The organism is Ideonella aquatica (assembly GCF_018069755.1).
GTDB classification, from domain to species: Bacteria; Pseudomonadota; Gammaproteobacteria; order Burkholderiales; family Burkholderiaceae_C; genus Ideonella; species Ideonella aquatica.
Window position 1 is genome coordinate 144,463 of the sequence record NZ_JAGQDE010000010.1, and the last position, 25,056, is coordinate 169,518.

21 protein-coding genes are annotated in these 25,056 nt (G+C 71.6%); 8 read left to right on the top strand and 13 right to left on the bottom strand.

What is annotated here, in order from left to right:
- The first annotated feature begins 30 nt into the window (after positions 1-30).
- Entirely contained in the window at positions 31-264 is a 234-nt protein-coding gene (locus KAK06_RS13030) for a hypothetical protein (RefSeq protein WP_210802545.1), read from the top strand.
- A gap of 6 nt (positions 265-270) precedes the next feature.
- Here KAK06_RS13030 and purB read toward each other — a convergent pair whose 3' ends face one another.
- Positions 271-1,644, bottom strand: coding sequence for an adenylosuccinate lyase (purB, locus tag KAK06_RS13035; protein ID WP_210802580.1), 1,374 nt, complete (start codon positions 1,642-1,644; stop codon positions 271-273).
- A 181-nt stretch (positions 1,645-1,825) separates the two neighbouring features.
- Between purB and KAK06_RS13040 the strand changes: the two genes are divergently transcribed.
- Complete coding sequence (locus KAK06_RS13040) at positions 1,826-2,440, top strand: glutathione S-transferase family protein (protein ID WP_210802546.1); 615 nt, start codon at positions 1,826-1,828, stop codon at positions 2,438-2,440.
- A 250-nt stretch (positions 2,441-2,690) separates the two neighbouring features.
- Positions 2,691-5,249, top strand: a complete 2,559-nt coding sequence (locus KAK06_RS24560; RefSeq protein ID WP_310741083.1) for a S8 family serine peptidase — start codon at positions 2,691-2,693, stop codon at positions 5,247-5,249.
- A 64-nt stretch (positions 5,250-5,313) separates the two neighbouring features.
- Here the strand turns inward: KAK06_RS24560 and KAK06_RS13050 are convergent, their stop codons facing one another.
- Positions 5,314-6,960 carry an FMN-binding glutamate synthase family protein gene (locus tag KAK06_RS13050; protein WP_210802547.1) on the bottom strand — a complete coding sequence of 549 codons (1,647 nt, stop codon included), beginning with the start codon at positions 6,958-6,960 and terminating at the stop codon, positions 5,314-5,316.
- Positions 6,961-7,091: 131 nt separating this feature from the next.
- Here KAK06_RS13050 and KAK06_RS13055 point away from each other — a divergent pair, with 131 nt between their 5' ends.
- Both KAK06_RS13055 and KAK06_RS13060 read left to right on the top strand, forming a co-directional pair.
- Entirely contained in the window at positions 7,092-9,494 is a 2,403-nt protein-coding gene (locus KAK06_RS13055) for a penicillin-binding protein 1A (protein ID WP_210802548.1), read from the top strand.
- Positions 9,495-9,550: 56 nt separating this feature from the next.
- Positions 9,551-9,928 carry a c-type cytochrome gene (locus KAK06_RS13060; RefSeq protein ID WP_210802549.1) on the top strand — a complete coding sequence of 126 codons (378 nt, stop codon included), beginning with the start codon at positions 9,551-9,553 and terminating at the stop codon, positions 9,926-9,928.
- A 264-nt stretch (positions 9,929-10,192) separates the two neighbouring features.
- Here the strand turns inward: KAK06_RS13060 and KAK06_RS13065 are convergent, their stop codons facing one another.
- The 3 genes from KAK06_RS13065 to KAK06_RS13075 all read right to left on the bottom strand — a co-directional run bounded on the left by KAK06_RS13065 (position 10,193) and on the right by KAK06_RS13075 (position 12,082).
- Positions 10,193-11,008, bottom strand: coding sequence for a TlpA family protein disulfide reductase (locus KAK06_RS13065; protein WP_210802550.1), 816 nt, complete (start codon positions 11,006-11,008; stop codon positions 10,193-10,195).
- Positions 11,009-11,080: 72 nt separating this feature from the next.
- Positions 11,081-11,227: a DUF3149 domain-containing protein gene (locus KAK06_RS13070; protein ID WP_210802551.1), complete on the bottom strand. Its 147-nt coding sequence runs from the start codon at positions 11,225-11,227 to the stop codon at positions 11,081-11,083.
- A 105-nt stretch (positions 11,228-11,332) separates the two neighbouring features.
- Positions 11,333-12,082 (bottom strand): Crp/Fnr family transcriptional regulator, encoded by a 750-nt coding sequence (locus KAK06_RS13075; protein WP_210802552.1) that lies wholly within the window; start codon positions 12,080-12,082, stop codon positions 11,333-11,335.
- A 283-nt stretch (positions 12,083-12,365) separates the two neighbouring features.
- Between KAK06_RS13075 and KAK06_RS13080 the strand changes: the two genes are divergently transcribed.
- From KAK06_RS13080 to KAK06_RS13090, 3 genes are all read left to right on the top strand, one after another.
- On the top strand, positions 12,366-14,405 hold the full coding sequence (locus KAK06_RS13080; protein WP_210802553.1) for a S9 family peptidase: 2,040 nt from the start codon (positions 12,366-12,368) through the stop codon (positions 14,403-14,405).
- A gap of 81 nt (positions 14,406-14,486) precedes the next feature.
- The gene (locus tag KAK06_RS13085; protein ID WP_210802554.1) at positions 14,487-15,998 is read left to right on the top strand and encodes a hypothetical protein; all 1,512 of its coding nucleotides are present in this window, start codon (positions 14,487-14,489) and stop codon (positions 15,996-15,998) included.
- Positions 15,999-16,081: 83 nt separating this feature from the next.
- Complete coding sequence (locus KAK06_RS13090) at positions 16,082-17,110, top strand: hypothetical protein (protein ID WP_210802555.1); 1,029 nt, start codon at positions 16,082-16,084, stop codon at positions 17,108-17,110.
- A 29-nt stretch (positions 17,111-17,139) separates the two neighbouring features.
- Here KAK06_RS13090 and KAK06_RS13095 read toward each other — a convergent pair whose 3' ends face one another.
- From KAK06_RS13095 to KAK06_RS13130, 8 genes are read right to left on the bottom strand one after another with little or no spacing between them, the layout of a single operon-like run.
- Positions 17,140-17,886: a GntR family transcriptional regulator gene (locus KAK06_RS13095; RefSeq protein ID WP_210802556.1), complete on the bottom strand. Its 747-nt coding sequence runs from the start codon at positions 17,884-17,886 to the stop codon at positions 17,140-17,142.
- 21 nt (positions 17,887-17,907) lie between these two features.
- The gene (gene hpxZ, locus KAK06_RS13100; RefSeq protein WP_210802557.1) at positions 17,908-18,306 is read right to left on the bottom strand and encodes an oxalurate catabolism protein HpxZ; all 399 of its coding nucleotides are present in this window, start codon (positions 18,304-18,306) and stop codon (positions 17,908-17,910) included.
- A gap of 4 nt (positions 18,307-18,310) precedes the next feature.
- Positions 18,311-20,110 carry an allophanate hydrolase gene (gene atzF, locus KAK06_RS13105; RefSeq protein WP_210802558.1) on the bottom strand — a complete coding sequence of 600 codons (1,800 nt, stop codon included), beginning with the start codon at positions 20,108-20,110 and terminating at the stop codon, positions 18,311-18,313.
- The gene (locus KAK06_RS13110; protein WP_210802559.1) at positions 20,107-20,772 is read right to left on the bottom strand and encodes a cysteine hydrolase family protein; all 666 of its coding nucleotides are present in this window, start codon (positions 20,770-20,772) and stop codon (positions 20,107-20,109) included. The genes atzF and KAK06_RS13110 overlap by 4 nt, the downstream gene beginning before the upstream one ends.
- Entirely contained in the window at positions 20,769-22,313 is a 1,545-nt protein-coding gene (locus KAK06_RS13115; RefSeq protein WP_210802560.1) for an ABC transporter ATP-binding protein, read from the bottom strand. The genes KAK06_RS13110 and KAK06_RS13115 overlap by 4 nt, the downstream gene beginning before the upstream one ends.
- Before the next feature lie 5 nt (positions 22,314-22,318).
- Positions 22,319-23,002 carry a biuret amidohydrolase gene (biuH, locus tag KAK06_RS13120; protein ID WP_210802561.1) on the bottom strand — a complete coding sequence of 228 codons (684 nt, stop codon included), beginning with the start codon at positions 23,000-23,002 and terminating at the stop codon, positions 22,319-22,321.
- Between the two features lie 20 nt (positions 23,003-23,022).
- The gene (locus KAK06_RS13125; protein WP_210802562.1) at positions 23,023-23,943 is read right to left on the bottom strand and encodes an ABC transporter permease; all 921 of its coding nucleotides are present in this window, start codon (positions 23,941-23,943) and stop codon (positions 23,023-23,025) included.
- Positions 23,940-25,049: an ABC transporter permease gene (locus KAK06_RS13130; protein WP_210802563.1), complete on the bottom strand. Its 1,110-nt coding sequence runs from the start codon at positions 25,047-25,049 to the stop codon at positions 23,940-23,942. The genes KAK06_RS13125 and KAK06_RS13130 overlap by 4 nt, the downstream gene beginning before the upstream one ends.
- Positions 25,050-25,056 lie beyond the last annotated feature (7 nt).

Sequence of the window (25,056 nt, forward strand, 5' to 3'; positions counted from 1 at the left end):
GCAGCGCACCCGGTCTGCGAGGGACACCTGATGAGCACACACCCGACACCTGCGTCGCGGCGCCCCGGCCGCCCCAGCCCCTGGTCACCCTTGCTGGTGCTGGGCGGCTCGGCCCTGGCGGCCACCTTGCTGATCCAGCTGGGCACCCAGCTGGCGGCCGCCGCCGATCCGGTCGATGCGCTGGCCGCGCGTGCCAGCCGCAGCACACCCGAGGCCCCACCGCCCGACGCCGCCGCCGTGGCGGTAGTCGCCCAGGCGCGCTGAGCGGCCTCAGCCGCCGATGCGCTTGGCCAGGGTGGCGGCGCGGCCGGTGTAGTCGGCCGGCGTCATCGCCAGCAGACGGGCCTTCTCGGCCTGGGGCAGCGGCAGATCGGCCACAAAGCCCTGGATCAGCTCGCGCGTCATCGGCTTGCCGCGGGTGAAGGCCTTGAGCTGCTCGTAGGGCTGCGGCAGGGCGTGGCGGCGCATCACCGTCTGGATGGCCTCGGCCAGCACTTCCCAGCTGTCGTCCAGGTCGGCGGCCAGCGCAGCCTCATTGAGCTCAAGCTTGTCCAGGCCACGGGCCAGCGAGTCATAGCCCAGCAGCGCATAGCCCAGCGCCACGCCCATGTTGCGCAGCACGGTGGAGTCGGTCAGGTCGCGCTGCCAGCGGCTGATCGGCAGCTTCTGCGCCAGGTGCGCCAGCAGCGCATTGGCCAGGCCGAAATTGCCTTCGGCGTTCTCGAAGTCGATCGGGTTGACCTTGTGCGGCATCGCCGACGAGCCGACCTCGCCGTCCTTGAGCTTCTGCTTGAAGTAGCCCAGCGAGATGTAGCCCCACACATCGCGCGAGAAGTCGATCAGGATGGTGTCCAGGCGCGTGAAGGCGTCGAACAGCTCGGCCATGTAGTCGTGCGGCTCGATCTGGATGGTGTAGGGGTTGAACACCAGGCCCAGGCGTTGCTCGATCACCTCGCGCGAGAAGCGCTCCCAGTCGGTGTCCGGGTAGGCCACCGAGTGGGCGTTGTAGTTGCCCACCGCGCCGTTCATCTTGGCCAGCAGCTTCACCTCGGCGATCACCTGGCGCGCGCGCTGCAGGCGCGCCACCACGTTGGCGATCTCCTTGCCCACGGTGGTGGGGCTGGCGGTCTGGCCGTGGGTGCGGCTGAGCATGGGCACGGCGGCAAAGGCCTGCGCCATGGTGGTGAGCTTGGCGACGATGCGGTCAATGGCCGGCAGCATCACCTGCTCGCGCGCGGCCTTGAGCATCAGCGCGTGGCTGGTGTTGTTGATGTCCTCGCTGGTGCAGGCGAAGTGGACGAACTCGCTGGCCGCCTTCAGTTCGGGTTGGCCCTCGAAGCGCGCCTTCAGCCAGTACTCGACCGCCTTGACGTCGTGGTTGGTGGTGCGCTCGATGTCCTTGATCGCGCGCGCATCGGCTTCGGAAAAGCGCAGCACCAGACCACGCAGCAGGCCACGCGAGGCTTCGGACAGCGGCGCAAACCCGTCCAGGCCGGCGTCGGACAGGGCGATGAACCACTCCACCTCGACCTGCACGCGGCGGTGCATCAGGCCGTATTCGGACAGCAGCGGCCGCAGCGCGGCGAGCTTGGAAGCGTAGCGGCCGTCCAGCGGGGACAGGGCCGTGATGGTCGGGATCGTCATCGGCGTCTCGGGGCAGAGGGAGGGGCGTGGCGCGGCAGACGGCGGCGCCGACAGCGCAGCGTGGGCGCCGCGCGACATGCCCGCATTTTACGGTTGGTGACTTCCGGACTGTGACCGTCCGTGAGAAAGTGCATCGATAGAATCCCGCTGCACCCCGCGCCCAGCCGCCGACTCGCCACGCATGAAACTGATCGGATCCCTCACCAGCCCCTACGTCCGCAAGGTTCGCGTTGTGCTGGCCGAGAAAAAGCTGGACTACCAGTTCGTCCTCGAGGACGTGTGGGGCAATGACCAGATCCTCACCTCCAACCCGCTGGGCAAGGTGCCCTGCCTGGTGATGGACGCCGGCGAGGCCATCTTCGACTCGCGCGTCATCGTCGAGTACGTCGACACGCTGTCGCCGGTGGGCAAGCTGATCCCGCCCAGCGGCCGCGAGCGCGTCGAGGTGCGCACCTGGGAGGCGCTGGCCGACGGCCTGCTCGATGCCAGCATCGCCGCCCGCATGGAAGCCGTCTGGCCCGGCCGCAGCGCCGAACAGCGCTGTGACGCCTGGATCGACCGCCAGCTCAGCCGTGTACACAGCGCGCTGCGGGCGATGAGCCAGGGCCTGGGCGACAAGCCCTTCTGCGTGGGCATCCACATGAGCCTGGCCGACATCGCCGTGGGCGTGGCGCTGGGCTACCTGGACTTCCGCTTCCCCGACATCGACTGGCGCGCCGACCACCCCAATCTGCAGCGCCTGTTCGACAAGCTGGCCGCCCGGCCCAGCTTCACCGACACCCTGCCTCAGGCCTGAGCGCCACCTGTCGCCTCAGGGACAGGTGAGCAGCCAAATTCCCTAAGCCTAGGGGGCACGCCACCAGCACTCCGCGGGAAAGCACGCAGCGCCGAACGGGCACGCATGGCCAAACATCGCGGCTCGTTCGACGGCAGAGGCATGTTCACTCTTGGGCATTCTTCTTGCGTCGTGCAGAGGCGCTCCGCCAGAAGCGGGCGCATCCACCGGGCCCATCCGGCCCGGGTTTACAACCCTGGAGTTCCTTGTAGTGAAAGTCAATCGCCAGACGCTGATCGCCAGCGCCGCCGCTGCCCTGATGATGGGCGTGACCGCGGGCCAAGCCGCCCCCAGCACCTCGCAAAGCGTGTCCGCGCAGAGCGCGCAGCGCTCGCCTGACCTGTGGTTCATCGAGTTCAAGTCGGCGCCCACCGCCGAAGGTGGCCGCAGCGACCGCATCCGCAGCGAGAAGGCCGCGTTCCGCCAGGCCGTGGCCGCGGCGCGCATCCAGGTCAAGGAGCGCTTCAGTTTCGAGCGCCTGTTCAACGGCGTCTCGGTGCGCGCCACGCCGGCCGAGAAGGCCCGCCTCGAGCGCCTGCCCGGCGTGAAGGCGGTGCACCCGGTGTCGATCATTCCCGCGCCCAAGGTCGAGCGCGTGCGGGGTGACGTGGGCCCGACGATGATGACCGCGCTGGCCATGACCGGCGCCGACTATGCGCAGAACGTGCTGGGCCTGACCGGTCAGGGCATCAAGGTCGGCATCATCGACACCGGCGTCGACGTCGATCACCCCGCGCTCAACGGCGGCACGCCCGGTTTCCCGAACCCGCGCGTGGTGACCGGCTACGACTTCGTCGGCGATGACTACAACGCCGACCTCGGCACCGACCCGGTGCCCGATGCCAACCCCGACGATTGCGGTGGCCACGGCTCGCACGTGGCGGGCATCGTCGGCGCCAACGGCGACACGCTCAAGGGCGTGGCCCCCAACGTGAGCTTCGGCGCCTACCGCGTCTTCGGCTGCAACGGCACCACCGACTCCGACATCATGGCCGCCGCCATGGAGCGCGCGCTGGCCGATGGCATGCAGGTCGTCAACCAGAGTATCGGTTCGTCCTTCCAGTGGCCCGACTACCCCACCGCCAAGGCGGCCGACAACCTGGCCAAGGCCGGTGTGGTGATGGTGGCCTCGATCGGCAACTCCGGCACCAGCGGCCTGTACGCGGCGGGTGCGCCCGGCGTGGGCAAGCAGGTGATCGGCGTGGCCTCGTTCGACAACACGGCGATGGCGCTGAGCCACTTCACCGCCGGCGCCGCCGACGTGGGCTATCTGGCCGCCACCGGCGCGCCGACCCCGCCCACCAGCGGCAACTTCCCGCTGGCCCGCACCGGCACCACCAGCACCGCCAACGACGCGTGCAACCCGCTGCCCGCCGGCAGCCTGACCGGCCAGGTGGCGCTGATCCGCCGCGGCACCTGCGCCTTCTACATCAAGGCCTTCAACGCCCAGACCGCGGGCGCGGCCGGGGTGATCCTCTACAACAACACCACCGGCCTGATCAACCCGACGGTGGCCGGCACCCCGCCGATCACCATTCCCGTGGTGTCGATCAGCGCGGTCGACGGCGCCACGATCGACGGCCTGATCCAGGCCGGCAGCGCGGCGATGGACTGGCAGTCCGGTGTGATCAGCGTGCCCAACCCGACCGGTGGGCTGATCTCGAGCTTCTCGTCCTGGGGTTTGGCCGCTGACCTGAGCCTCAAGCCCAACCTGGGCGCACCAGGCGGCTCGATCTACTCGACCTATCCGCTGGAGAAGGGTGGCTACACCTCGCTGTCGGGCACCTCGATGGCCTCGCCGCACGTGGCGGGCGCCGCTGCGCTGATGCTGCAGGCCGACCCGTCGCTGTTGCCCGCCGCCGTCAAGCGCCGCCTGCAGAACACCGCGGTGCCCAAGGTCTACAACGGTGCGCCCACCTCCAGCTACATCGACATGGTGCACCGCCAGGGCGCCGGCCTGATCAACATCCCCGCTGCGGTGCAGGCCCCGGTGGTGGTGATGCCCAGCGAGCTGGCCCTGGGCGAGACCGAAGGGGCTGCCAAGACCCGCACGCTGACGCTGAGGAACACCTCGAGCGCCGCCATCACCTACGACCTGTCGCACGCTGCGGCGCTGGCCACCGGTCCGAACACCTTTGCGGTGAGCGCGCTGGATGCCGCGGCAAGCGTGACCATCATCCCCGCCTCGGTGACAGTGCCGGCCCGTGGCACCGCCACGGTGGACGTGACGGTCGCGGCCAACGCCGATCTCGCCGACAAGAGCCTCTTCGGCGGCTACGTCGTGGCCACGCCGCAGGGCGGCGGTCAGGTGCTGCGCGTGCCCTTTGCCGGCTTCAAGGGTGACTACCAGTCGATCCAGGTGCTGACCTCGGGTGGCAGCGACTACCCGTGGCTGGCCCAGCTGGTCGGCGGCAGCTTTGTGAACCGCAACAGCACTGGCGGCACCTACTCGATGGTGGCTGACGACATCCCGTACTTCCTGCTGCACCTGGATCACCAGTCGCGCAAGATCATCGTCAAGGCCACCGACAAGGCCACGGGCAAGTCGGCCGGCATCATCAGCATCGACCAGTACCTGGGCCGCAACAGCACCGCCACCGGTGCCTTCGCCTTCGCCTGGGACGGCACCACCACCAAGGGCGTGCAGCCCGACGGTGACTACACGGTGACCATCGAGGTGCTCAAGGCGCTGGGTGACCCGACCAACCCGGCGCACTGGGAGACCTTCAGCACCAACACGGTGACGATCGCCCGCGCCACCGTGCGCTGAGCCGGCGCGGCGCCTCGATGCGCCGCCCGCCTGCTGCCAAGCCCCGCCACCCGGCGGGGCTTTTTCATTCAGGCGCGCGCGGCGCGAAGCTGTCCGGCCGCGCCAACGGCCAGTAGGTCTCGTAGACCTTGTGCGGCCAGGGCTGGCGCCCGGCGATGGCCTCGAGCAGCTCGCCGGGCTGCAGGAAGCGCAGCTGGTTGGCCAGCAGCCGCACCTGGTCGCCATCGACCCGGCGCACGATGTGGCTGGCGCGGATCTCGCCAGGGTGCCGCAGGCCGGCGGCCTGCACCAGTTCCTTGAGCGCATGCAGCGTGTTGGCGTGGAACTGCGCCACCCGCTCGGTCTTGTCGGGCACCACCAGCGCACGCTGGCGCCAGGGGTCCTGGGTGGTCACGCCGGTGGGGCATTCACCGCTGTGGCAGGTCTGGGCCTGGATGCAGCCCAGCGCAAACATGAAGCCGCGCGCCGAGTTGCAGAAGTCGGCCCCCAGCGCCATCGCGCGGGCGATGTCGAAGGCGCTGACGATCTTGCCCGAGGCACCCAGGCGGATGCGCTCGCGCAGCCCCAGGCCGACCAGTGTGTTGTGCACCAGCAGCAGGCCTTCCTGCAGCGGCGTGCCCACATGGTCGGTGAACTCCAGCGGCGCGGCGCCGGTGCCGCCCTCGGCGCCATCGACGACGATGAAGTCGGGCACGATGCCGCTGGCCTGCATCGCCTGGCAGATCGCGAACCACTCCCAGGGGTGGCCGATGCACAGCTTGAAGCCGGTGGGCTTGCCGCCGCTGAGCGCGCGCAGCCGCTCGATGAACTGCAGCAGCTCCAGCGGGGTCGAGAAGGCCGAGTGCGCGGCGGGCGACACGCAGTCCACCCCCACCGGCACACCGCGCGCCGCGGCGATCTCGGGCGTCACCTTGGGCCCGGGCAGCACGCCGCCATGGCCCGGCTTGGCGCCCTGGCTGAGCTTGACCTCGATGAGCCGCACCTGCGCGCTGGCGGCGTTGGCGACGAAGCGCTCCTCGCTGAAGCGGCCGTCGTCGCCGCGGCAGCCAAAGTAGCCCGAGCCGATCTCCCACACCAGGTCGCCCCCATGCACCCGGTGGTGCTCGCTGATCGAGCCCTCGCCGGTGTCGTGCATGAAGCCGCCCTTGCGGGCGCCACCGTTGAGCGCCAGGATGGCGTTGGCGCTGAGCGCCCCAAAGCTCATCGCCGAGATGTTGAACACGCTGGCGCTGTAGGGCTGGCCGCGGCCGGCGCCGATCGTCACGCGGAAGTCGTGGCTGTCGATGTGGGTGGGCACCAGCGAGTGGTTGATCCATTCGTAGCCCTGGTGGTGCACATCCAGCTGGGTGCCGAAGGGGCGCTTGTCGGGCTGACCCTTGGCGCGCTGGTAGACCAGTGAGCGCTGCTGGCGCGAGAAGGGCGCGGCCTCGTTGTCGCTCTCGATGAAGTACTGGCGGATCTCGGGCCGGATGAACTCCAGCAGAAAGCGCAGGTGGCCGATCACCGGGTAGTTGCGCAGCACCGCGTGGCGGCGCTGGTGCAGGTCGCGCCAGCCCAGGCCGGTGCCGGCGGCGCCCAGCAGCGCCAGCCAGGCGAACTCGCCGGTGGCGATCCACACGAAGGCGCCCAGCAGGGCCGCGCAGGCCAGGGCGATCAGGGTGAGGTAGCGCAGCGGCAGATGGCGGTTCAGCGCGTCGAGCCAGGCAGGCATGGGCGTCTCCTTGGCGCGGCGGCGCCTGCGCGGATGCTAGCGAGCGCGGCCCGCCCCGAAGGCCGGAACTGGCCGGGGAGCGCCCGCCAATCCATGCCGATAATGCCTCGGTTCCGGCCGCCCGATCGCCCATGCCTGTTGTTCCACCCGCCTCACCGGCCCGCCGCCGCGGCTTCATGTTCTCGTCGTTGCTGCTGATTCTGGCGCTGCTGGCCGTGCTGGCGGGCCTGGCCACGGCCGCGGCGGTGGCCATCATCTACCCGCAGCTGCCGCCGCTCGATGAGCTGACCCACTACCAGCCGCGCCAGCCGCTGCAGGTGCTCACGCGCGAGGGCATCGAGATCACCCAGTTCGGCAGCGAGCGGCGCGAGTTCCTGCCGCTGGCGCAGATCCCGCCGCGCATGCAGGACATCCTGGTGGCGGTCGAGGACGTGCGCTTTCGCGAGCATGGCGGCATTGATTACCGCGGCATCGCCCGCGCGCTGCTGGCCAACCTGGCCGGCCGGCGCGAGGGGGCGTCCACCATCACCCAGCAGGTGGCGCGCAACTTCTACCTGTCGTCGCGCCGCACGCTGGAGCGCAAGCTCAAGGAAGCGGCGCTGGCGCTGAAGATCGAGCAGCAGCTCAGCAAGGACCAGATCCTTGAGCTCTACATGAACCAGATCTACCTGGGTCAGCGCGCCTATGGCTTTGGAGCCGCGGCGCGGGTGTACTTCGGCAAGCCGCTGGCCGAGTGCAGCGTGGCCGAGATGGCGATGCTCGCCGGCCTGCCCAAGAACCCCAGCTTCGCCAACCCGATCACCCACTTCGAACGCGCCACCGCCCGCCAGCGCGTGGTGCTGGGCCGGCTGCTGGCCACCGGCACCATCACCCAGGAAGAGCACGACGCCGCCGTGGCGCAGAAGCTGGTGGTGCGCACCCAGGGCCAGACCGACGTGCATGCCGAGCATGTGGCCGAGATGGCTCGGCGCGAGGTGTTCGCGCGGCTGGGCGACAAGGCCTACACCACCGGCATCAAGGTCACCACCTCGCTGGTCGCGGCCGAGCAGCAGGCGGCCTGGCTGTCGCTGCGCAAGAGCCTGCTCGATCATGAGCGCCGCCAGCCCTGGCGCGGCCCCGAGGACGAGGTGACCCTGCCCGACGATGCCGATGACGCGGCCATCGCGGCGGCGCTGAAGGACAGCCGCGACGATGAGGACCTGCGCGTGGCCATCGTGCTGCAGGCCAGCCCGCGCGAGCTGAGCGCCCGCCTGGCCAACGGCGACACCGTCACCCTCAGCGGCGACGGTCTGCGCCTGGCGCACAGCGGCCTGGGCCCCAAGGCCAGCGACGCGCTGCGCGTGCAGCGCGGCTCGATCATCCGCGTGGCCGCCACCGCCAAGGGCGGCTGGACGATGGCCCAGTGGCCCGAGGCCGAGGGCGCGCTGGTCGCGCTGGACAGCGCCACCGGTCGCGTGCGCGCGCTGGTGGGCGGCTACGACTTCGCGCGCCAGCCCTTCAACCACGCCACCCAGGCCTGGCGCCAGCCCGGCTCCAGCTTCAAGCCGCTGCTGTACTCCGCGTCGCTGGAGCAGGGCGTGATGCCGGCCACCGTCATCAACGACGCGCCACTGACGATCGGCGACTGGAGCCCGCAGAACAGCGACGGCCAGTTCGACGGTCCGCTGACGCTGCGCCAGGCGCTGGCCAAGTCCAAGAACCTGGTCAGCGTGCGCCTGCTGCAGCAGATCGGCGTGCCCACGGTGCGCGACTGGGCTGAGCGCTTCGGCCTGGAGCGCGACAAGCAGCCCGACAACCTGACGCTGGCGCTGGGCGCCGGCAGTGTCACGCCGATGCAGATGGCCGCCGCCTATGCGGTGTTCGCCAATGGCGGCTTCAAGGTCACGCCGCGGGTGATCGAGAAGATCGTCGACGCCCAGGGCACGGTGCTTTATGAGGCGCCGACCGCGCCCGCGCTGGTGGAGGCGGCGGCACCGGCCGCGTCGGCCGCGTCTGGCGTGCCAGCGGCCGAGACCGCCTCGGCCCCGGCCAGCGCCGCGCCCACCGCGGTGGCCGCAGCCGCCAGCGCAGCCGATGGCGCGCGCGTCATCCCGGCGCGCAACGCCTTCGTCACCCGCGCGCTGCTGCAGGAGGTCACGCGCAGCGGCACCGCGGCGCGCGCCCAGGCCACGCTCAAGCGATCGGATGTGTACGGCAAGACCGGCACCACCAATGACGCGGTCGACGCCTGGTTCGCCGGCTTCCAGCCGGCGGTGGTGGCGGTGGTGTGGATCGGCTACGACGAGCCGCGCAGCCTGGGCGCGCGCGAGAGCGGCGGCGGCCTGGCACTGCCGGCCTGGCTGGGCTACATGCAGCAGGCGCTCAAGGGCGTGCCGGTGGTCGCTGACGCGCCGCCCGAGGGCGTGGTGAGCGTGGACGGTGACTGGCGCTACGCCGAGTTCGCCGGTGGCGGCTTCGTCGAGCGCATCGGCCTGGAGGCTGAGCCGCCGCCGCCCGCTGCGTCGGCCGCATCCACCGCCGCCTCCGGTCCCTGAGCGCCGCGCGCGAGAATGCACCCGCAGAGCCTGCGGGCCCCGATCCGGAGAACACGATGCGCACCCTGATGACCGCCACCGCCGCCTGGCTGCTGACCAGCGCGGTCGGCGCCACACCGGCCGAGAACAACGCCGCGATGCTGAAGCTGGCCACCGATCGTGGCTGCATGGCCTGCCACACGCTGCAGCCCGCGGCGCCGCGCGCCGACGGCCTGCCGCCGATCGCGCCGGCCTGGCGCGATGTGTCGATCAAGTACCGCAACGACCCGCGCGCCCACGACACGCTCACCCGCACCGTGCTGGACGGCAGCAACCCCGCCGGGCGCCACTGGGTGGGCAAGGTCTCGCCGGCCAACATGCCGCCGCAGGCCGGCACGGTCAGTGCCGACGAGGCGCGCCGGCTGGTCAACTGGCTGCTGGTGCTGGTGCCCTGACACACCGAGCACCGCCGTGCTGCGCCCGGCCCACCCCCCGCGGGGGACCAGGACACTTGGGGCGGCCCGGCGTGTCCTGGAGGGCCTCAGCCCAGCGGCACCGGCACGAAGATCGTCTCGCCGTCGCGCCGCACCTGCAGGCGGCCATGCTCGGCGCGCAGCCCAGCGCGCAGGCTGTCGCCGATCATCCGGTCGTCCTCGATCAACAGCAGTCGCTGGGCGGGTGGGGTGTGCGGTGCGCAGCATGGCGGCTGGCGGCGCGGCTCAGCGGGTCAGCGACTGCAGCCGCACCTCCAGCGCCGCGGCATTGAGCAGACCCACATGGGTGCCCACGAGCTGGCCAGCGGCGTCGTAGAACAGCAGCGTGGGCAGCGCGCGCGAGCCGGCCAGCGTGCCCAGCTGCGCCTGGGTGTCCAGCCACACCGGTGCCGCGGGCGCGGCCTGGGTGGCCAGGTGAGCCTGCACCAGCGCCGGTGCCTCGGCCTGGTTGACATAGACCACGCGCACCTGCGGCCAACGCTGCTGGGCCTGCTGCAGCAGCGGCAGCTCGCGCTGGCACACGCCGCACCAGGTGGCCCACAGCGCCAGCACCGCCGGCTGGCCGTGCAGCGCGCTGCGCACGTTCACGGGCGCGCCCTGCAGGTCCTGCAGCACCAGCTCGGGGGGCTGGTGCACCGCGTGGCGCTGGGCCAGCACGCTGGCGGCGCCAACGATCGCCAGCGCCAGCGCAGCGCCGCCGGCGGCGGGCTGCCACCAGGCCCGCTGGTGACGCAGGCGCCAGACCAGAAACCCGGCGCCGGTCAGCGCGGCGACCGGGCCGTGCAGACCACCGTCGCGCACATCGAGCATGGCCCAGGGCTGACCGGCATACGCCGAGGTGTGCAGCAGCAGGTGCACCAGGCGCCCGGCCAGCAACGCTGCCAGCGCGGCCAGCCACAGCGCATCACCGACGCGCTGGCCGGCCTGCGGATCTGTGCGGCGCACCAGGCGCCCGGCCAGCCAGGCGCCGGCCACCAGGGCCAGCAGCCAGGCCAGCGGCTGCAGCGGCAGGGCCAGCGGGCCGATCGTGACGGACAACATCAGCGGGGCAGGGCGGGGTGCATCGTCCCCGCAGTGTCGCCGGATCCGGCACCGCCGATGCGGCGGCGGCGATCAACCCTGCTTGTGGCGCGCCTCGTCCTCGTGCATGTGGCGCAGGAAGTAGCGCAGGTAGAACACGCCCATGCCCAGCATGAAGACAATGCTGGCCAGGCTGAGCAGTCCGACGTCGCTGGTGAAGAGATCGATCAAGGCAGGCATGTGAGGCTCCGTGAATGTCGAGGTCGACATGACACGCCCGCCCGCACCGGGGCCGGATGACAATTGGCAAGCGGCGCCGGGCGCCTGGCCTGCGCTTGACCTGGATCAGTCGGCCAGCGCGGCGATGGCTGCCGCCAGTGCCGGCCGGTCCACCCGCATGCGCTGCAGCGACAGCACCTGCACCACGCCTGACTTGTGCACCGCGCTGAACTGGCGGCTGGCGGTTTCGAGCGTCAGGTCCAGCATGTCGCCGATCTCGTCGCGCCGCGGCAGCCAGGCGCTGCCGTCGGCTTCGGCATGGCGGTCCAGCAGCGCCAGCAGCTGCAGCAGACGCGAGCGCGCGCTGCCGCGGGTCAGGTGTACCGACCACTGCACCATCGCGTCCATGTCGCGCTGCAGCTGGCGCAACACCGGCACAGCCATGGCCTGGCCGCGCTCGGTGGCGGGCGGGAACAGGCCCAGCGAGATGCGGCACAGCGACACCTCGGTGCAGGCGATCAGATCGTCCACCTGCGGCAGGCCTGAGAGCGCTTCGCTGCCCAGCAGCGCGCCGGGCCCGGCCAGGCGCACGATGCGGCGCTGGCCGGCTTCCGTGTAGCGCTCGGCGCGCAGCACGCCCTGGCGCACGGTGTAGACGGCCTGACCCTGGTGCCCCCGGCCCAGCAAACGCTGGCCTGGCGGCAGTGTCAGTGCGCTGACGTAGTCATGCGCCTGGCGCAGCCAGTCGCCCGGCAGCGGGCCGAACAAGGCCATGTCGCGCACCGCGCACTCGGTGCACAGCGGCTGCTGGTCGGCCGGCGGCGTCAGCCAGTGGATGCGCGCACGCGGCGGCGGGGGCGGATCGGCGAGATTCATGCAGCAAGCCACAGGCCCCGTCGGCAGGGCCGGTGGGCAGCATTGAACCGCGTTGGCGGCGGCGTCGATTGATGTCGATCACGCGCGCCGCCGCTGCCGAAGCTCAAGGCGACGTCGCGGCTGGAACGACTTCGAGCAGCCCTTGATCGACGCGGCCGGGGCCTTGGTCGATGGCGATCTGGCCCAGGCGCTGCTGTCGCCGGCACCCCGGCCCGACCAGCGTCAGCCCTGATTCCACCGGGCCGTGCCCGTGCGAACATCGAGCCGACAAGGGAGGATGACCATGCAACAGCCATGGGTGTGCGGCCGCGGGTGGCGGTCGGGCCTGGTGACGATCGTGCTGGCCGGGGTGGCCTGGCTGCCTGGCCGGGCCGCGGCGGCGTCCGACCTGCCGGTCGAGCGCTTCTTCCAGCGGCCGGCGATCGAGCAGCTCAAGCTGTCGCCCTCGGGCCGCCAACTGGCCTTCACCACCAGTGTGAAACGCGAGCGCGTCGGCCTGGTGGTGATGAACCTGGAGGGCGACCGCCAACTGCGCTGGGTGGCGGCCTTTGAGGATGGCGACGTCGGCCGCTTCCAGTGGGTCAATGACGAGCGCCTGGTCTTCAGTGCGATCGACTACCAGGAGGGCAGCGGCGAGGACTACGAGTACGCCCCGGGCCTGTACTCGGTGAAGTCCGATGGCACCGAGTACCGCCAACTGGTCTACCGCCGCTACACCCCGGTCGCGATCGACACCCGCATCCGCGACAACACGCTGGCCTGGAACCACCTGCTGCTGCAGGTCCTGCCGGGTCAGCGCAACGAGGTCATCGTCGGCCAGATGCTGTTCGGCGTGGGCCAACTGGCCGGCGTCGAGCCGATGTGGCTGGACACCGCCACCGGCCGCACCCGCAAGATCGACCTCAAGGGCACGCCGCGCCATGCCAAGCAGTGGTGGTTCGACCCGCAGGGCGTGCCTCGCGCCATCGTGGCCGAGCGTGACCACCGGGCCACGATCCTCTGGAACGGTGCTGACGGCTGGTCAACGCTGGCCGAGGCCGCGCCCGACAAGCTGCCCTTCATCCCTGAGGCGGTGGACGGCCGAGGCGAGCTCTACCTGACGCACCGCTACGGCGCTGGCCAGTGGTACGCGCTGGGTCGCTATGACTTTGCGGCGGGCCGGCCCGCGGCCACCAACCTGGTCGAAGCGCCCGGCTTCGATGTCTCGCCCGACCTGGTCTTTGACAGCACCGGCCAGCGCCTGCTGGGCGTGCACCTGGAAACCGACGCCCACACCACCGTCTGGTACGACCCGGCGCTGCGCGCGCTGCAGGCCAGGATCGACGCGCTGCTGCCCGACTGGTCCAACCGCCTGAGCTGCGCCCGCTGTGACCGCGACGACCGGGTGGTGCTGGTGCATTCGCGATCGGCCAGCGACCCGGGTCGGGTCTGGCTGTGGCGGCCCGACCAGGAGGGCCGCAACGCGCTGCAGCTGTTGCAGGTGGCGCGGCCCGAGTTGCCGGTGGCGCAGATGGCCGACAAGGGCTTCGAGCGCATCCGCACGCGCGACGGTCGCGAGATGCCGCTGTGGGTCACCCGCCCGGTTGGTGTGCCGGCCAAGGCGCGCCCGCCCGCGGTGCTGCTGGTGCATGGCGGCCCCTGGGTGCGCGGCGGCCACTGGGCGTGGGACCCGATGGTGCAGTTCCTGGCCTCACGCGGCTACGTGGTGATCGAGCCCGAGTTCCGCGGCAGCGCCGGCTACGGCCTGGTGCACGAACGCGCCGGCGACCGCCAATGGGGCCGCGCGATGCAGGACGACCTGGCCGACGCGCTGCGCCATGTGCAGTCCAAGGGCATCGCTGGCGAGCGCGCCTGCATCATGGGCGCCAGCTATGGCGGCTATGCCACGCTGATGGGCCTGGTCAGCCAGCCTGAGCTGTGGTCCTGCGGCATCCAGTGGGTGGGGGTGGCCGACATGGAGCTGCTCCTCAAGGGCTCCTGGCTGGTGCGTGACGACATCTCCAGCCAGGGTCGCAGTGTCAACCTGCCCAAGCGCGTGGCGAGCCTGCCCGAGGATGCGGCCATGGTCGAGGCCATCGACCCGGTGCGCCAGGCCGCCCGCATCAAGGCGCCGCTGCTGATGGCCTACGGCACCGAGGACCAGCGCGTGCCGATCGCCCATGGCGAGCGCATGCGCGACGCCCTGCGCCGCGCCGGCCGCGAGCCCGAGTGGGTGGTCTACCCCGGTGAGGGCCATGGCTGGCGCACCGAGAAGAACCAGATCGACTTCGCACGGCGGGTGGAGGCGTTTCTGGCGAAGCACCTGCCAGCCGAGGGTCGCTGAGCGGCCGGCGGCTGCGGCGCTGGTGCGCGCGGTGTTAACCTCGCGCGCCGCCCGCCCACGTCCTGCCGCCCGAGACCGCCCATGACGCTTCGCCTGCCCGTCCCCCTTGTCGCCCTTGGCCTGCTGGCCGGAGCCTGCGCTCACGCCCAGGACAGCGCCTCCCCCGACGCCAGCCTGCGCCGCCACGACGCGCTGATCACGCTGGACTACCAGAAGATCAAGGTGCCCGGTGATGCGCCGATCGACTTCATGGGCTTTCACCTGTACCACCCGGTGGGCGAGCGCCTGCACCTGGGCGCGGGGGTGTATGCGCCGCTGGTGCATGGCGGCTACGGCGGCTTCATGGCCTTTGACCTGGGCGCCTACCTGCGCCAGCCGATCAGCGGCCCGCTGTTCGCCACTGCGGGCCTGTCGGCCGGCGGCGGCGGCGGTGGGCGCAGCATTGCGCAGAGCAAGGTGCTGTCGGGCACTGGCGGCTTCGTCAAGGGTCATGTCGGCCTGGGCTGGGACTTCGGTTCCTTCGCCGTTGGGGTCAATGCCGCCAAGGTGAAATTCCGCAGCTCGGCGATCGACAGCACCCAGGCCAATCTGTTCGTCGAGATCCCGTACAGCTACCTCACCGGTCCATTCGCCAGCCAGGGCCAGCCGCTGGGGCCGGCCGACGAGCGCCGCGCCGCCGCCGAGGTGGGCGAGAACATGCTGACGGTGACGCTGGACAACTACCGCCAGAGCAGCCCGCAGGGCAACTTCAAGGGCACGCTGCGCCTGGCCGACCTGCAGTACGCGCACTTCTTCGCGCCCGACACCTACTGGTTCGGCGCGATCGGCGTGGGCTACCGCGGCCTGCCGATCTACAACCAGGTGCTGGGTGGTGTGGGCCAGCGCTGGCGTGTGGCACCGAGCTGGGCGCTGTACGGCCAGCTGGGCCTGGGCTCGGGCGGCTACTCGCCCGAGCAGATCGACACCGGCCCGGGCCTGCTGGTCTATCCCAAGCTGAGCGCCGAGTACGCGCTGAGCCGCACGCTGGGCCTGTCGCTGTCGGTGGGCCACATGAGCGCGCCCAAGGCCAGCTCGCGCAACACCACCTACGGCCTGGCGCTGACCCACCATCTGCGCCCCAGCCGCGCGGGCGACGAGGGCCCGTCGCACTGGCAGGGTTTCCGCGTCAGCCTGTTCCACCAGACCGATTTCAAGCTGGTCTACCGCGACATCGCGCGGCCGCCGCTGCAGATGATCGGCATCCAGGTCGACACGCCGCTGAACGAGCGCTGGTACGTGCCGGTGCAGGCCGCGGTGGCCTACAACGCCTACCTGGGCTACCCCGGCTACGGCGAGTTGCTGACCGGCCTGGGCCTGCAAAGCCGCGCCGCGGCCAGCGACCGCTGGCAGTGGTTCGGCCAGGCGATGGTGGGCGCCAACGTGCACGGCACCGCGGCCAAGGCCAGCGGCGGCGTGCGCTACATCCTGGACGACCAGCTCTCGCTGAGCCTGAACCTGGGCCGGCTGGAGGCCCGCAGCTCGGCCGGCCGGCGCTTCAGCGCCGACACCGTGGGCCTGGGCGTGGACTACCGCTTTTCGACGCCCACGCGCTGACGCCACCTTGTGTCTATAGCGGTTCTGGAAGTGGCGGCTTTTGCAGGTATGCATGACAAACAAGGGAGACACCGAATATGTCCATGACCCACGCCTTTGCCGCTGTGGCCCTATCGCTGTCCGTTGGTGCCGCATCGGCCGGCAATTACCGTCTGGAGTTGCTTGACAACTTCAACAGCGTGCCTGGCTCGCGCTCTTATGTCTATGGCATCGCGCCAGGTGGTGTGGTACTCGGCCAGTCGATTGACGACGCGCCTCCCTCGCAGATCGCTGCCGTGCGCTGGAACGGGCTGCAGCCTACCCGTCTGCCGGCCGCTGGGGCGGGCGCCAACGCTGCGCTGGCTGGCAACGCCGCCGGCGTGACGGTGGGCGAGGGCCGGTTCCAACCGTCGTCGAACCCGCAACCGGTTGTCTGGCGGGCCGACGGCAGCTGGGACTGGCTGCAGTTGCCGACAGGGCCTGGACAGAGCATGGCGCTGGCCGTCAATGCAGGTGGCGTCATTGCGGGCTACGCGGAGTGGCCGGGCCTGGGATGGCCGCAACCCACGTTGTGGACCGAGGAGGTGCCTGCGGCGTTGCCACTGCCGGATGGCGCCGTCGGCGGTGCTGTCAAAGCACTCAATGACGACGGCATCGCGGGTGGATCGTTGACGATCTCGTCGACGGTCACACACGCGGCGGTCTGGATCGCCGGCAGTCCGCTGGACTTGGGTACGCTGGGTGGCCCAAGGGCCGTTGTGTCTGCCGTGAACCGCAAAGGCTGGCTCGTGGGCTGGTCGGACACATCAGACGGCTCGTACACCAGGCCCTTTTATTGGACTGGGAATGGCTTGGTGGAGTTGCCAACGCTGGACGGCACTGACGCGTGGGCCACAGGCATCAATTCCAAGGGCCAGATTGTTGGCTATGCCCGCCGCAGCGGCAGTGATCGCGCCGTCATCTGGATCAACGGCAGCATCGCCGACCTCAACAAGCGCATCGATCCAATGGTCTCACCCAAGGGTTGGCGGCTAATCAGTGCGCAGGGTATTGACAGTGCCGGACGCATCGCCGGCATGGCCGTTCATCGAAAGACCAAGGTGATGATGCCCTACCTGATGCATCCGCTCTGAGCATCCACGAGGGCCCTGCCGCCGGCGCGTCAGGCGCTGCGCCGCGCCCGGTAGAGCATGTCCAGCGTGATGTGCCGCACCTCGAGCTTGCTCTGCGCGATGTGGGCGCGCAGCAGGCGCTGGGCCTCGTCGGCGCGGCGGCGGGTGATGGCGCGCAGGATGCGCGCGTGCTCGTCGTAGGTGGCGTCGATGCGCGCCGGCTTGGTGAAATCCAGCCGGCGGATGATGCGGATGCGCTCGGTGATCTCCTGGTGCACGCGGACCATCTCGCGGTTGCCGCTGCCCTGCACCAGCAGCGCATGGAACTGCTCGTCCAGCGCGCCGACCTGGGCGCCGTCGCGCTGGCGCTCGGCGGCGGGCACCAGCCAGACATCGGCCAGCTGGCGCAGCTCGGGGCGCTCCTCGTGCTCGGCCAGGTGGCGGGCGGCGTCGCATTCGATCAGCACGCGCAGGTCGTAGAGCTCGTCCATCACGTCGAAGTCCAGCGGCGCCACCTGCCAGCCCAGCTTGGGCACCAGCTGCAGCAGGCCCTCGCGCGCCAGGCGCTGCAGCGCGGCGCGCAGCGGCGTGCGGCTGACCTGCACGCGCTGGGCCAGCTCGGACTCGGAGATGCGCTCGCCCGGCATCAGCGCGAAGTCCACCACCATCTGCTTGATGCGCGCATGCGCCTGGTCGGCCAGCGTGGGCTCGCTGCTCAGGCCGGGAGCCACGCGCACCACGGTGGCGGCGCGTGTCGGGCGGGGGGCGGTTTTTCGGGGGCGCGTCGTGCTGGGCATGTGGCCAGGATGATAAGCAGCTCAGTCGGCCTCGAACGGGATCATGCTGACGTGGGCGGCCACGATGCGCCAGCCCTCGGCCAGGCGCACCCAGGTCTGGGTCTGGAAGCCGCGCAGCGCGGTGTCGCTGCGCACGAACTCCACCTGGGCCACCGCCACGTCGTGGCCGAAGCTGTGCAGCCGCAGGTGGTGCAGCGTGCGCGTGAACTGGGGCGCGGGCGTGGCGGCGCGGTAGGCGCGCAGCTCGTCGATGCCCCACTGGCGGTCGGCGATGCCGTAGCGGGTGGTGCGCGCATCGTCCCAGAAGAAGGCATTGAGCGCGTCCACGTCGTTGGCCATCAGTGCGGCCTCGTAGGCCACGAACACGGCGTGCAGCTCCTCCAGCACCAGCTCGTCGTCGATCAGGCGGGTGTCGATCATGGCCTCAGCGCCCCCGCGCCAGGTAGGCGCGCCAGCCGCCGAAGGCGCTGATGTCGGGTGCGCCCTGCAGCGCGGCGCCCTCGCAGATGAAGCCCTTGACCCAGCGGCCGTCGGCCAGCTCGACATTGCCCAGACCCAGCGGCGGCGGGATCAGCGCCAGGAAGGAGCCCAGCGCCGCCTGCGGCAGTTCGTAGACCTCCAGCGCGATCGCGTGGCCGGGCTGCCCGTCGGCCACGCGCGCCAGCCCGGGCTTGGGCGGCGTGCTGCCCGGCAGCGCATGCAGGCGGTAGCGTGCGGCCGTGGTGGTGCGCGCCAGCAGCCGCGCGCCGCGCTCGACCAGCTGGCCGTGCAGCGGCAGGCCCTGCAGGTGCGCGCCCACCACCGCCAGCGCCAGCGTGGGCGCGGCCTGTGGTCGGCGGCCGGGGGTGCGGTCGTCGGCGCGCGCCGCACGCAGCCGGGCGCCCAACTGATCGGGGCCGGCGGCCTCCCAGCGCAGGCCCCAGTCGATCAGCGCGGCATCGGCGCCGCCCGGGCCGATCAGCGTGATGCCGAACGGCAGCCCGCCCTCCTCGGGCAGCACGGCCGGCAGCGCCAGCGCCGACCAGCCCAGCAGGTTGACGAAGTTGGTGTAGCGGCCCAGCTCGCTGTTGCGCCGCACCGGCTCGGCCGCCACCGCGGCCAGCGTGGGGCAGGTGGGCGCGGTGGGCACCAGCAGCGCGTCCACCTGCTGCCACAGCGGCGCCAGGCGGGCGCGCAGTTCTTCCAGCCGATAGCGGCCCAGGAAGGCATCGTCGGCGCTGTAGCGGGTGGCGGCGCCGATCACCGCGGCCACCGTGGGGTCCAGCGCCTCGGGCTGGCGCGCCATCAGGTCGGCCACCACGCTGTGGCGCTCGGCCACCCAGGGGCCGTCGTAGAGCAGCTCGGCCACCTCGAACAGCGGGCCGAAGTCCAGTGGCACGGTCTCGGCGCCCAGGCTGCGCGCGCGCGCCAGCGCGTCGTCGAACGCGCGGTCCCAGCCCAGCGCGCTGTCGCAGCCGGGGCGGTCGGGCACGCCCAGGCGCAGCGCAGGGTGCGCGCCGCCCAGCCAGGGCGGCTGCAGCGCGGGCCAGGCGAAGCGCGGTTCGTCGTCGGCGCCCTCGATCCAGGCCATCACCTCGGCGGCGTCGGCCACGGTCAGCGCGAAGACGCTGACCACGTCCAGCGTGCGGCAGGCCGGCAGCACGCCGGCCATGGGCACGCGGCCGGGTGAGGGCTTCAGGCCCACCAGGTGGTTGAAGCCCGCCGGCACGCGGCCCGAACCAGCGGTGTCGGTGCCCAGCGCGAAGGGCACCAGGCCGCGCGCCACCACCGACGCCGAGCCCGAACTGGAGCCGCCGCTGACAAACGCCGGATCGAAGCTGTTGGGCACCGCGCCATAGGGCGAACGGGTCCCCACCAGGCCGGTGGCGAACTGGTCCAGGTTGGTCTTGCCGATGCACACCGCACCGGCCTGCTGCAGCCGCTGCACGCAGGTGGCGCTGGTCGCGGGCTCGTGCGCGAAGGCCGGGCAGGCGGCGGTGGTGGGCAGGCCCGCCACGTCGATGTTGTCCTTCACCGCAAAGGGCACGCCCCACAGCGGCAGTGCGGCGCTGCGCGGCGGCAGCGCGGCCAGCTGGGCCTCGATCACGGCGCAGCTGGCGCGGGTGATCCAGGCCGGGTCCTGGGCCGACAGCCGCGCCAGCAGCGCGCCGTACAGCGGCAGCGGCTCGGCGCCCTCATCGTAGGCGCGGCGCCAGTCGGCGATGGTGTGCAGGGGGCGGGTCATGCGGTCAGCGCAGCGATCAGGGTGGCCGATGGCGCGCTCCAGCCGACGATCGCGCCCTGCGCGGTCAGCATCGCCAGTGTGGCCGTCTTGAATTCAGGGAAGTAGCTCTCGGTGCCGTCTTCCACCACCAGGCAGTCATAGCCGCGGTCATTGGCCTCGCGCATCGAGGTCTGCACGCAGACCTCGGTGGTCACGCCCATGAAGACCAGGTGGCTGATGCCGTGGCTGCGCAGCAGCGCATCGATCTGGGTGCCGCAGAACATGCCCTTGCCGGGCTTGTCGATCACCCACTCGCCGGGCCGCGGCGCCAGCTCGGGGATGATCTGGTTGCCGGGCTCGCCGGCCACCAGGATGCGGCCCATCGGGCCGGTGTCGCCGATGCGCAGCGTGGGCGCGCCGCGCAGGCGCTTGGCGGGCGGGCAATCGGACAGGTCGGGCGCATGCGCCTCGCGCGTGTGCAGCACACGGCCGCCGGCGGCGCGCCAGGCGTCCAGCACGCGGCGCACCGTGGGCACGATGGCCTGCAGCCGGGTGACGTCGTTGCCCAGCGTCTCGCCAAAGCCGCCGGGCTCGACGAAGTCGCGCTGCATGTCGATGATCACCAGCGCGGTGTGCGCCAGCTCGAACGGGTACTCGAAGGGGGTGGCGGCCAGGCGGATCATGCGTGCGTCTCCTGCGGGCCATGGGCACGTCCACCCATGTAGGCGCCCAGCGACTGGCGGCTGGCGCTGCGCGCCGGCGTGTCGTGGACGACGCGGCCCTCGCTCATCACCACGATGCGGTCGGCCAGCGACAGCAGCTCGTCCAGATCCTCGCTGACCAGCAGCACCGCGGCGCCGCGGTTGCGCGCCGCCATCAGCCGGCCGTGGATTTCGGCCACCGCAGCGAAGTCCAGGCCGAAGACCGGGTTGCTGACCAGCAGCAGCTCGGCTTCGCCGTCGAGCTCGCGCGCCAGCACCGCGCGCTGCACGTTGCCGCCCGAGAGCGTGCGGATGGCCGCGCGCTCGCCCTGGGTCTTGACGCCGTACTCGGCGATCCACTGCCGCGCCCGCGCGCGCAGCGCGCCCCAGCGCACCCAGCCGGCGCGCGACCAGGGCCGCTCGTCGAAGTGGCGCAGCGCCATGTTCTGCGCCACGCTCAGCGCGCCCACGCAGGCGTTCGCCAGCGGCTCTTCCGGCAGGCTGCGCACGCGGTGGTGGCGGTTCTCGCCGCGGCGGGCCCCGAAGGCGCGGCCATCCACCTGCACCCGGCCCGACAGGCGCGCGCGCTGGCCGGTCAGCGCCTGCATCAGCTCGCGCTGGCCGTTGCCGCTGACGCCGGCCACGCCGACGATCTCGCCGCGGCGCACCTGCAGGTCCAGGCCGCGCACCGCGGGCTCGCCGCGGTCGCCCATCACCACCAGCGTGTCGATCGCCAGCTTGGTTTCGCCCGGCGGCTGCTCCAGCCGGTCGCTGCGCTCGCCCACGGCCAGCGCGCCCTGGGCCTCGCCCACCATCGCCTCGGCCAGCGCGGCGGGCGTGGTGCCGGCCACCGCGCCGCTGTGCACCAGGCGGCCGCGGCGCAGCACGCTGACATCGTCGGCGTGGGCCATCACCTCGCGGAACTTGTGGGTGATCATCAGCACCGAGCAGGCGCCCGAGCGGGCCTGCTCGCGCAGCGCGCCCAGCACCTCGTCGGCCTCCTGCGGGGTCAGCACCGAGGTGGGCTCGTCCAGGATCAGCAGGCGGGGTTTCAGGAACAGCTGCTTGAGGATCTCGAGCTTCTGCTTCTCGCCGGCCGACAGGTCCAGCGGCGTGGCATCCAGCGGCAGCTTGAACGGCGTGGTCTGCAGAAAGGCCGCCAGCTCGGCGCGGGCGCTGCGCCAGTCGATGCGCATGGGCAGCCGGCCGCGCGCCAGCAGCAGGTTCTCGGCCACCGTCATGCCCGGCACCACGGTGAAGTGCTGGTAGACCATGCCCAGGCCCAGGTCGCGCGCCACGGTGGGCGAGTGGATGTCCTGCTCGCGGCCGTCCACCAGCACCGCGCCCTCGTCGGGCCGCTGGTAGCCGACGATGCACTTGACCAGCGTGCTCTTGCCCGCGCCGTTCTCGCCCAGCAGCGCGTGCACCGTGCCGGGCCGCACCGCCAGGCTCACGCCCTGCAGCGCGGTGAAGCTGCCGAAGCGCTTGCCCAGCTCGAAGGTCTGCAGCGACAGCGCGGTCATCGCGCTCACCAGCCGGCCAGCAGGTCCAGCACCGCGGCCGAGTCGGACACCGCGCCGAACACGCCGCCCTGCATCTGGATCATCTTCAGCGCGGCCTCGTGGTTGCCGCGGTCGGTGGCGCCGGTGCAGTCGGACAGCATCACGCACTCGAAGCCGCGGTCATTGGCCTCGCGCATCGTGGTGTGCACGCACACGTCGGTGGTGATGCCGGTGAGGATCAGGTTGCGGATGCCGCGGGTGTGCAGGATCAGCTCCAGGTCGGTGGCGCAGAAGCTGCCCTTGCCGGGCTTGTCGATGATCGGCTCGCCGGCGATCGGGTAGAGCTCGGGGATGATGTCCCAGCCGGGTTCACCGCGCACCAGGATGCGGCCGCAGGGGCCGATATCGCCGATGCCGGCGCCGATCGCCTGGCTGCGCCAGCGCTTGTTGGCCGGCAGGTCGGACAGGTCGGGGCGGTGGCCTTCGCGGGTGTGGATCACGTGCAGGCCGGTGCGGCGGGCCTCGGCCAGCAGGCGCGTCAGCGGCTCGATCGGCGCGCGCGTCATCGACAGGTCGTAGCCCATCGTGTCCACGTAGCCGCCGACGCCGCAGAAGTCGGTCTGCATGTCGATGATCACCAGCGCGGTGTTCTGCGGCGTGACCTGGCCGTCGTACGGCCAGGCGTAGGGCACGGAGCGGAGGGTGGGCATGGTCGGTTCGTCCTTTCAGGTCAGCGCGAGACACCCAGCTCGGCCGGCGCGCCCTTGAGCGTGCGGCTGGGCGAGCAGGTGGCCACCAGGATGGCCAGCGTCAGCACATAGGGCATGGCGTTGAACAGGTAGTAGCCGCCGCTGATGCCCACGCTCTGCAGCGCCGGGCCGATGGCGCCGGCGCCGCCGAACAGCAGCGCCGCGCCCAGGCAGCGCCAGGGGTGCCAGCGGGCGAAGATCACCAGCGCCACCGCGATCAGGCCCTGGCCGCTGGACAGGCCCTCATTCCAGCTGCCCGGGTAGTACAGCGACAGCGAGGCGCCGCCCAGCCCGGCGATGAAACCGCCGGCCGTGGTGGCGGCGATGCGCACGCCGCTCACCGAATAGCCCAGCGCGCGTGCCGCATCGCTGGAGTCGCCGGCCATGCGCACCACCAGGCCCCAGCGCGTGTGGCGCAGGCCCCAGGCCAGCAGCGCGGCCAGCGCCACGCCCAGCGGGAACAGCGCATTGATGGCCAGTGCCGACTGCACCGCGGGCGAGTCGCTCCAGGCGCCCAGCGGCAGCGAGGGGATCTGCGGCGCCTGCGGCTGGATCAGCGGCTTGCCCAGGTAGAAGGCCAGGCCCGAGCCCAGCAGCATCAGCGCAATGCCGGTGGCGATGTCCGACACCCGCGGCAGCGAGCACAGCAGGCCGTGCAGCAGCGCCAGCAGCGCGCCGCAGCTGCCGGCCAGCAGCACGCCCAGCCAGGGCGAGCCACTCAGGTAGGCGCCGCCGAAGCCTGCCATCGCGCTGAACACCAGCACGCCTTCCAGGCCCAGGTTGATGCGCCCGCTCTTCTCGGTCAGGCACTCGCCCAGGCTGACGAACAGGAAGGGCGTGCCCACCCGCACCGCGCCGCCGATCACGGCCAGCAGCAGATCGCCGATCGCACCGTCGCTCATGCCGCCTCCGGGACCACCGGCGCCGCCGGCCGGGGCCGTGCGCGGATCACGCTGAACAGCCGGCCGCGCAGCGCCTCGGCGGCCAGGATGAAGACGAAGGCAAAGCCCTGCAGCACCAGCACCGACGCGTCGGGCAGGTCCAGCCGGCGCTGCAGCAGGCTGCCCGCCGCGCCAAAGCCGCCGAACAGCACCGCCACCGGCGGGATCGCCCAGGGGTTGTGGCGCGCCACGAAGCTGACCAGGATGCCGGTGTAGCCCAGGCCGGCGATCACCGAGGCATTCGCCGCGGTGTGCACCGCGGCCACCTCGATCGCGCCGGCCAGACCCGCGCAGGCGCCGCCCAGCGCACAGCCCAGCAGCACCAGCGCATTCGTCGGCAGGCCCACCAGGCGCGCGGTGCGCGCATTGCCGCCCACCACCCGCAGCGCAAAGCCCGAGGCACTGAAGCTCAGCCACACACCCGCCACGATGCACAGCACCAGGCCGGCCACCAGGCCCCAATGCACATCCCCCAGCCACGACGAGAAGGCCTGCTCGCCCACGATCGGACCGATGCGCAGGGCTTCGGGCAGCGGCAGCGTGGAGGGTTTGTTCAGGCTGGCCGGGTCGCGCATCGGGCCCTCGACCAGGTGCTTGAACAGCGCGATCGCGATGTAGGACAGCAGCAGGCTGGAGATGGTTTCGTTCACGCCGCGCCACTGCCGCAGTGCGCCCGACAAGGCCACCCAGGCTGCCCCGGCCAGCGCACCGGCCGCCATGATCAAGGTCTGCCCGAACAGGCCGTCGGGCGGCGCGACCAGGTAGGGCAGGCCGGCACAGGCCAGCGCACCCAGCACCAGCGCGCCCTCGCCGCCAATGACGATCAGCCCGGCCTGCGCCGGCAGCGCCACCGCCAGTGCGGTGAGCATCAGCGGCGCGGCGCGCTGCAGCGTGTTCTGCCAGCTGAAGGCGTCGCCGAACGCGCCCTTGAACAGCAGCGTCCAGGCCTCGACCGGGTCGCTGCCGCCCAGGCGGACGAAGGCGCCGAACATCAGCAGCGCACCGCCCAGCGCCAGCAGCGGCAGCAGCAGGCTCTCGACGGGGGCGTGCCAGCGGGGCGTGGACATGGTGTGG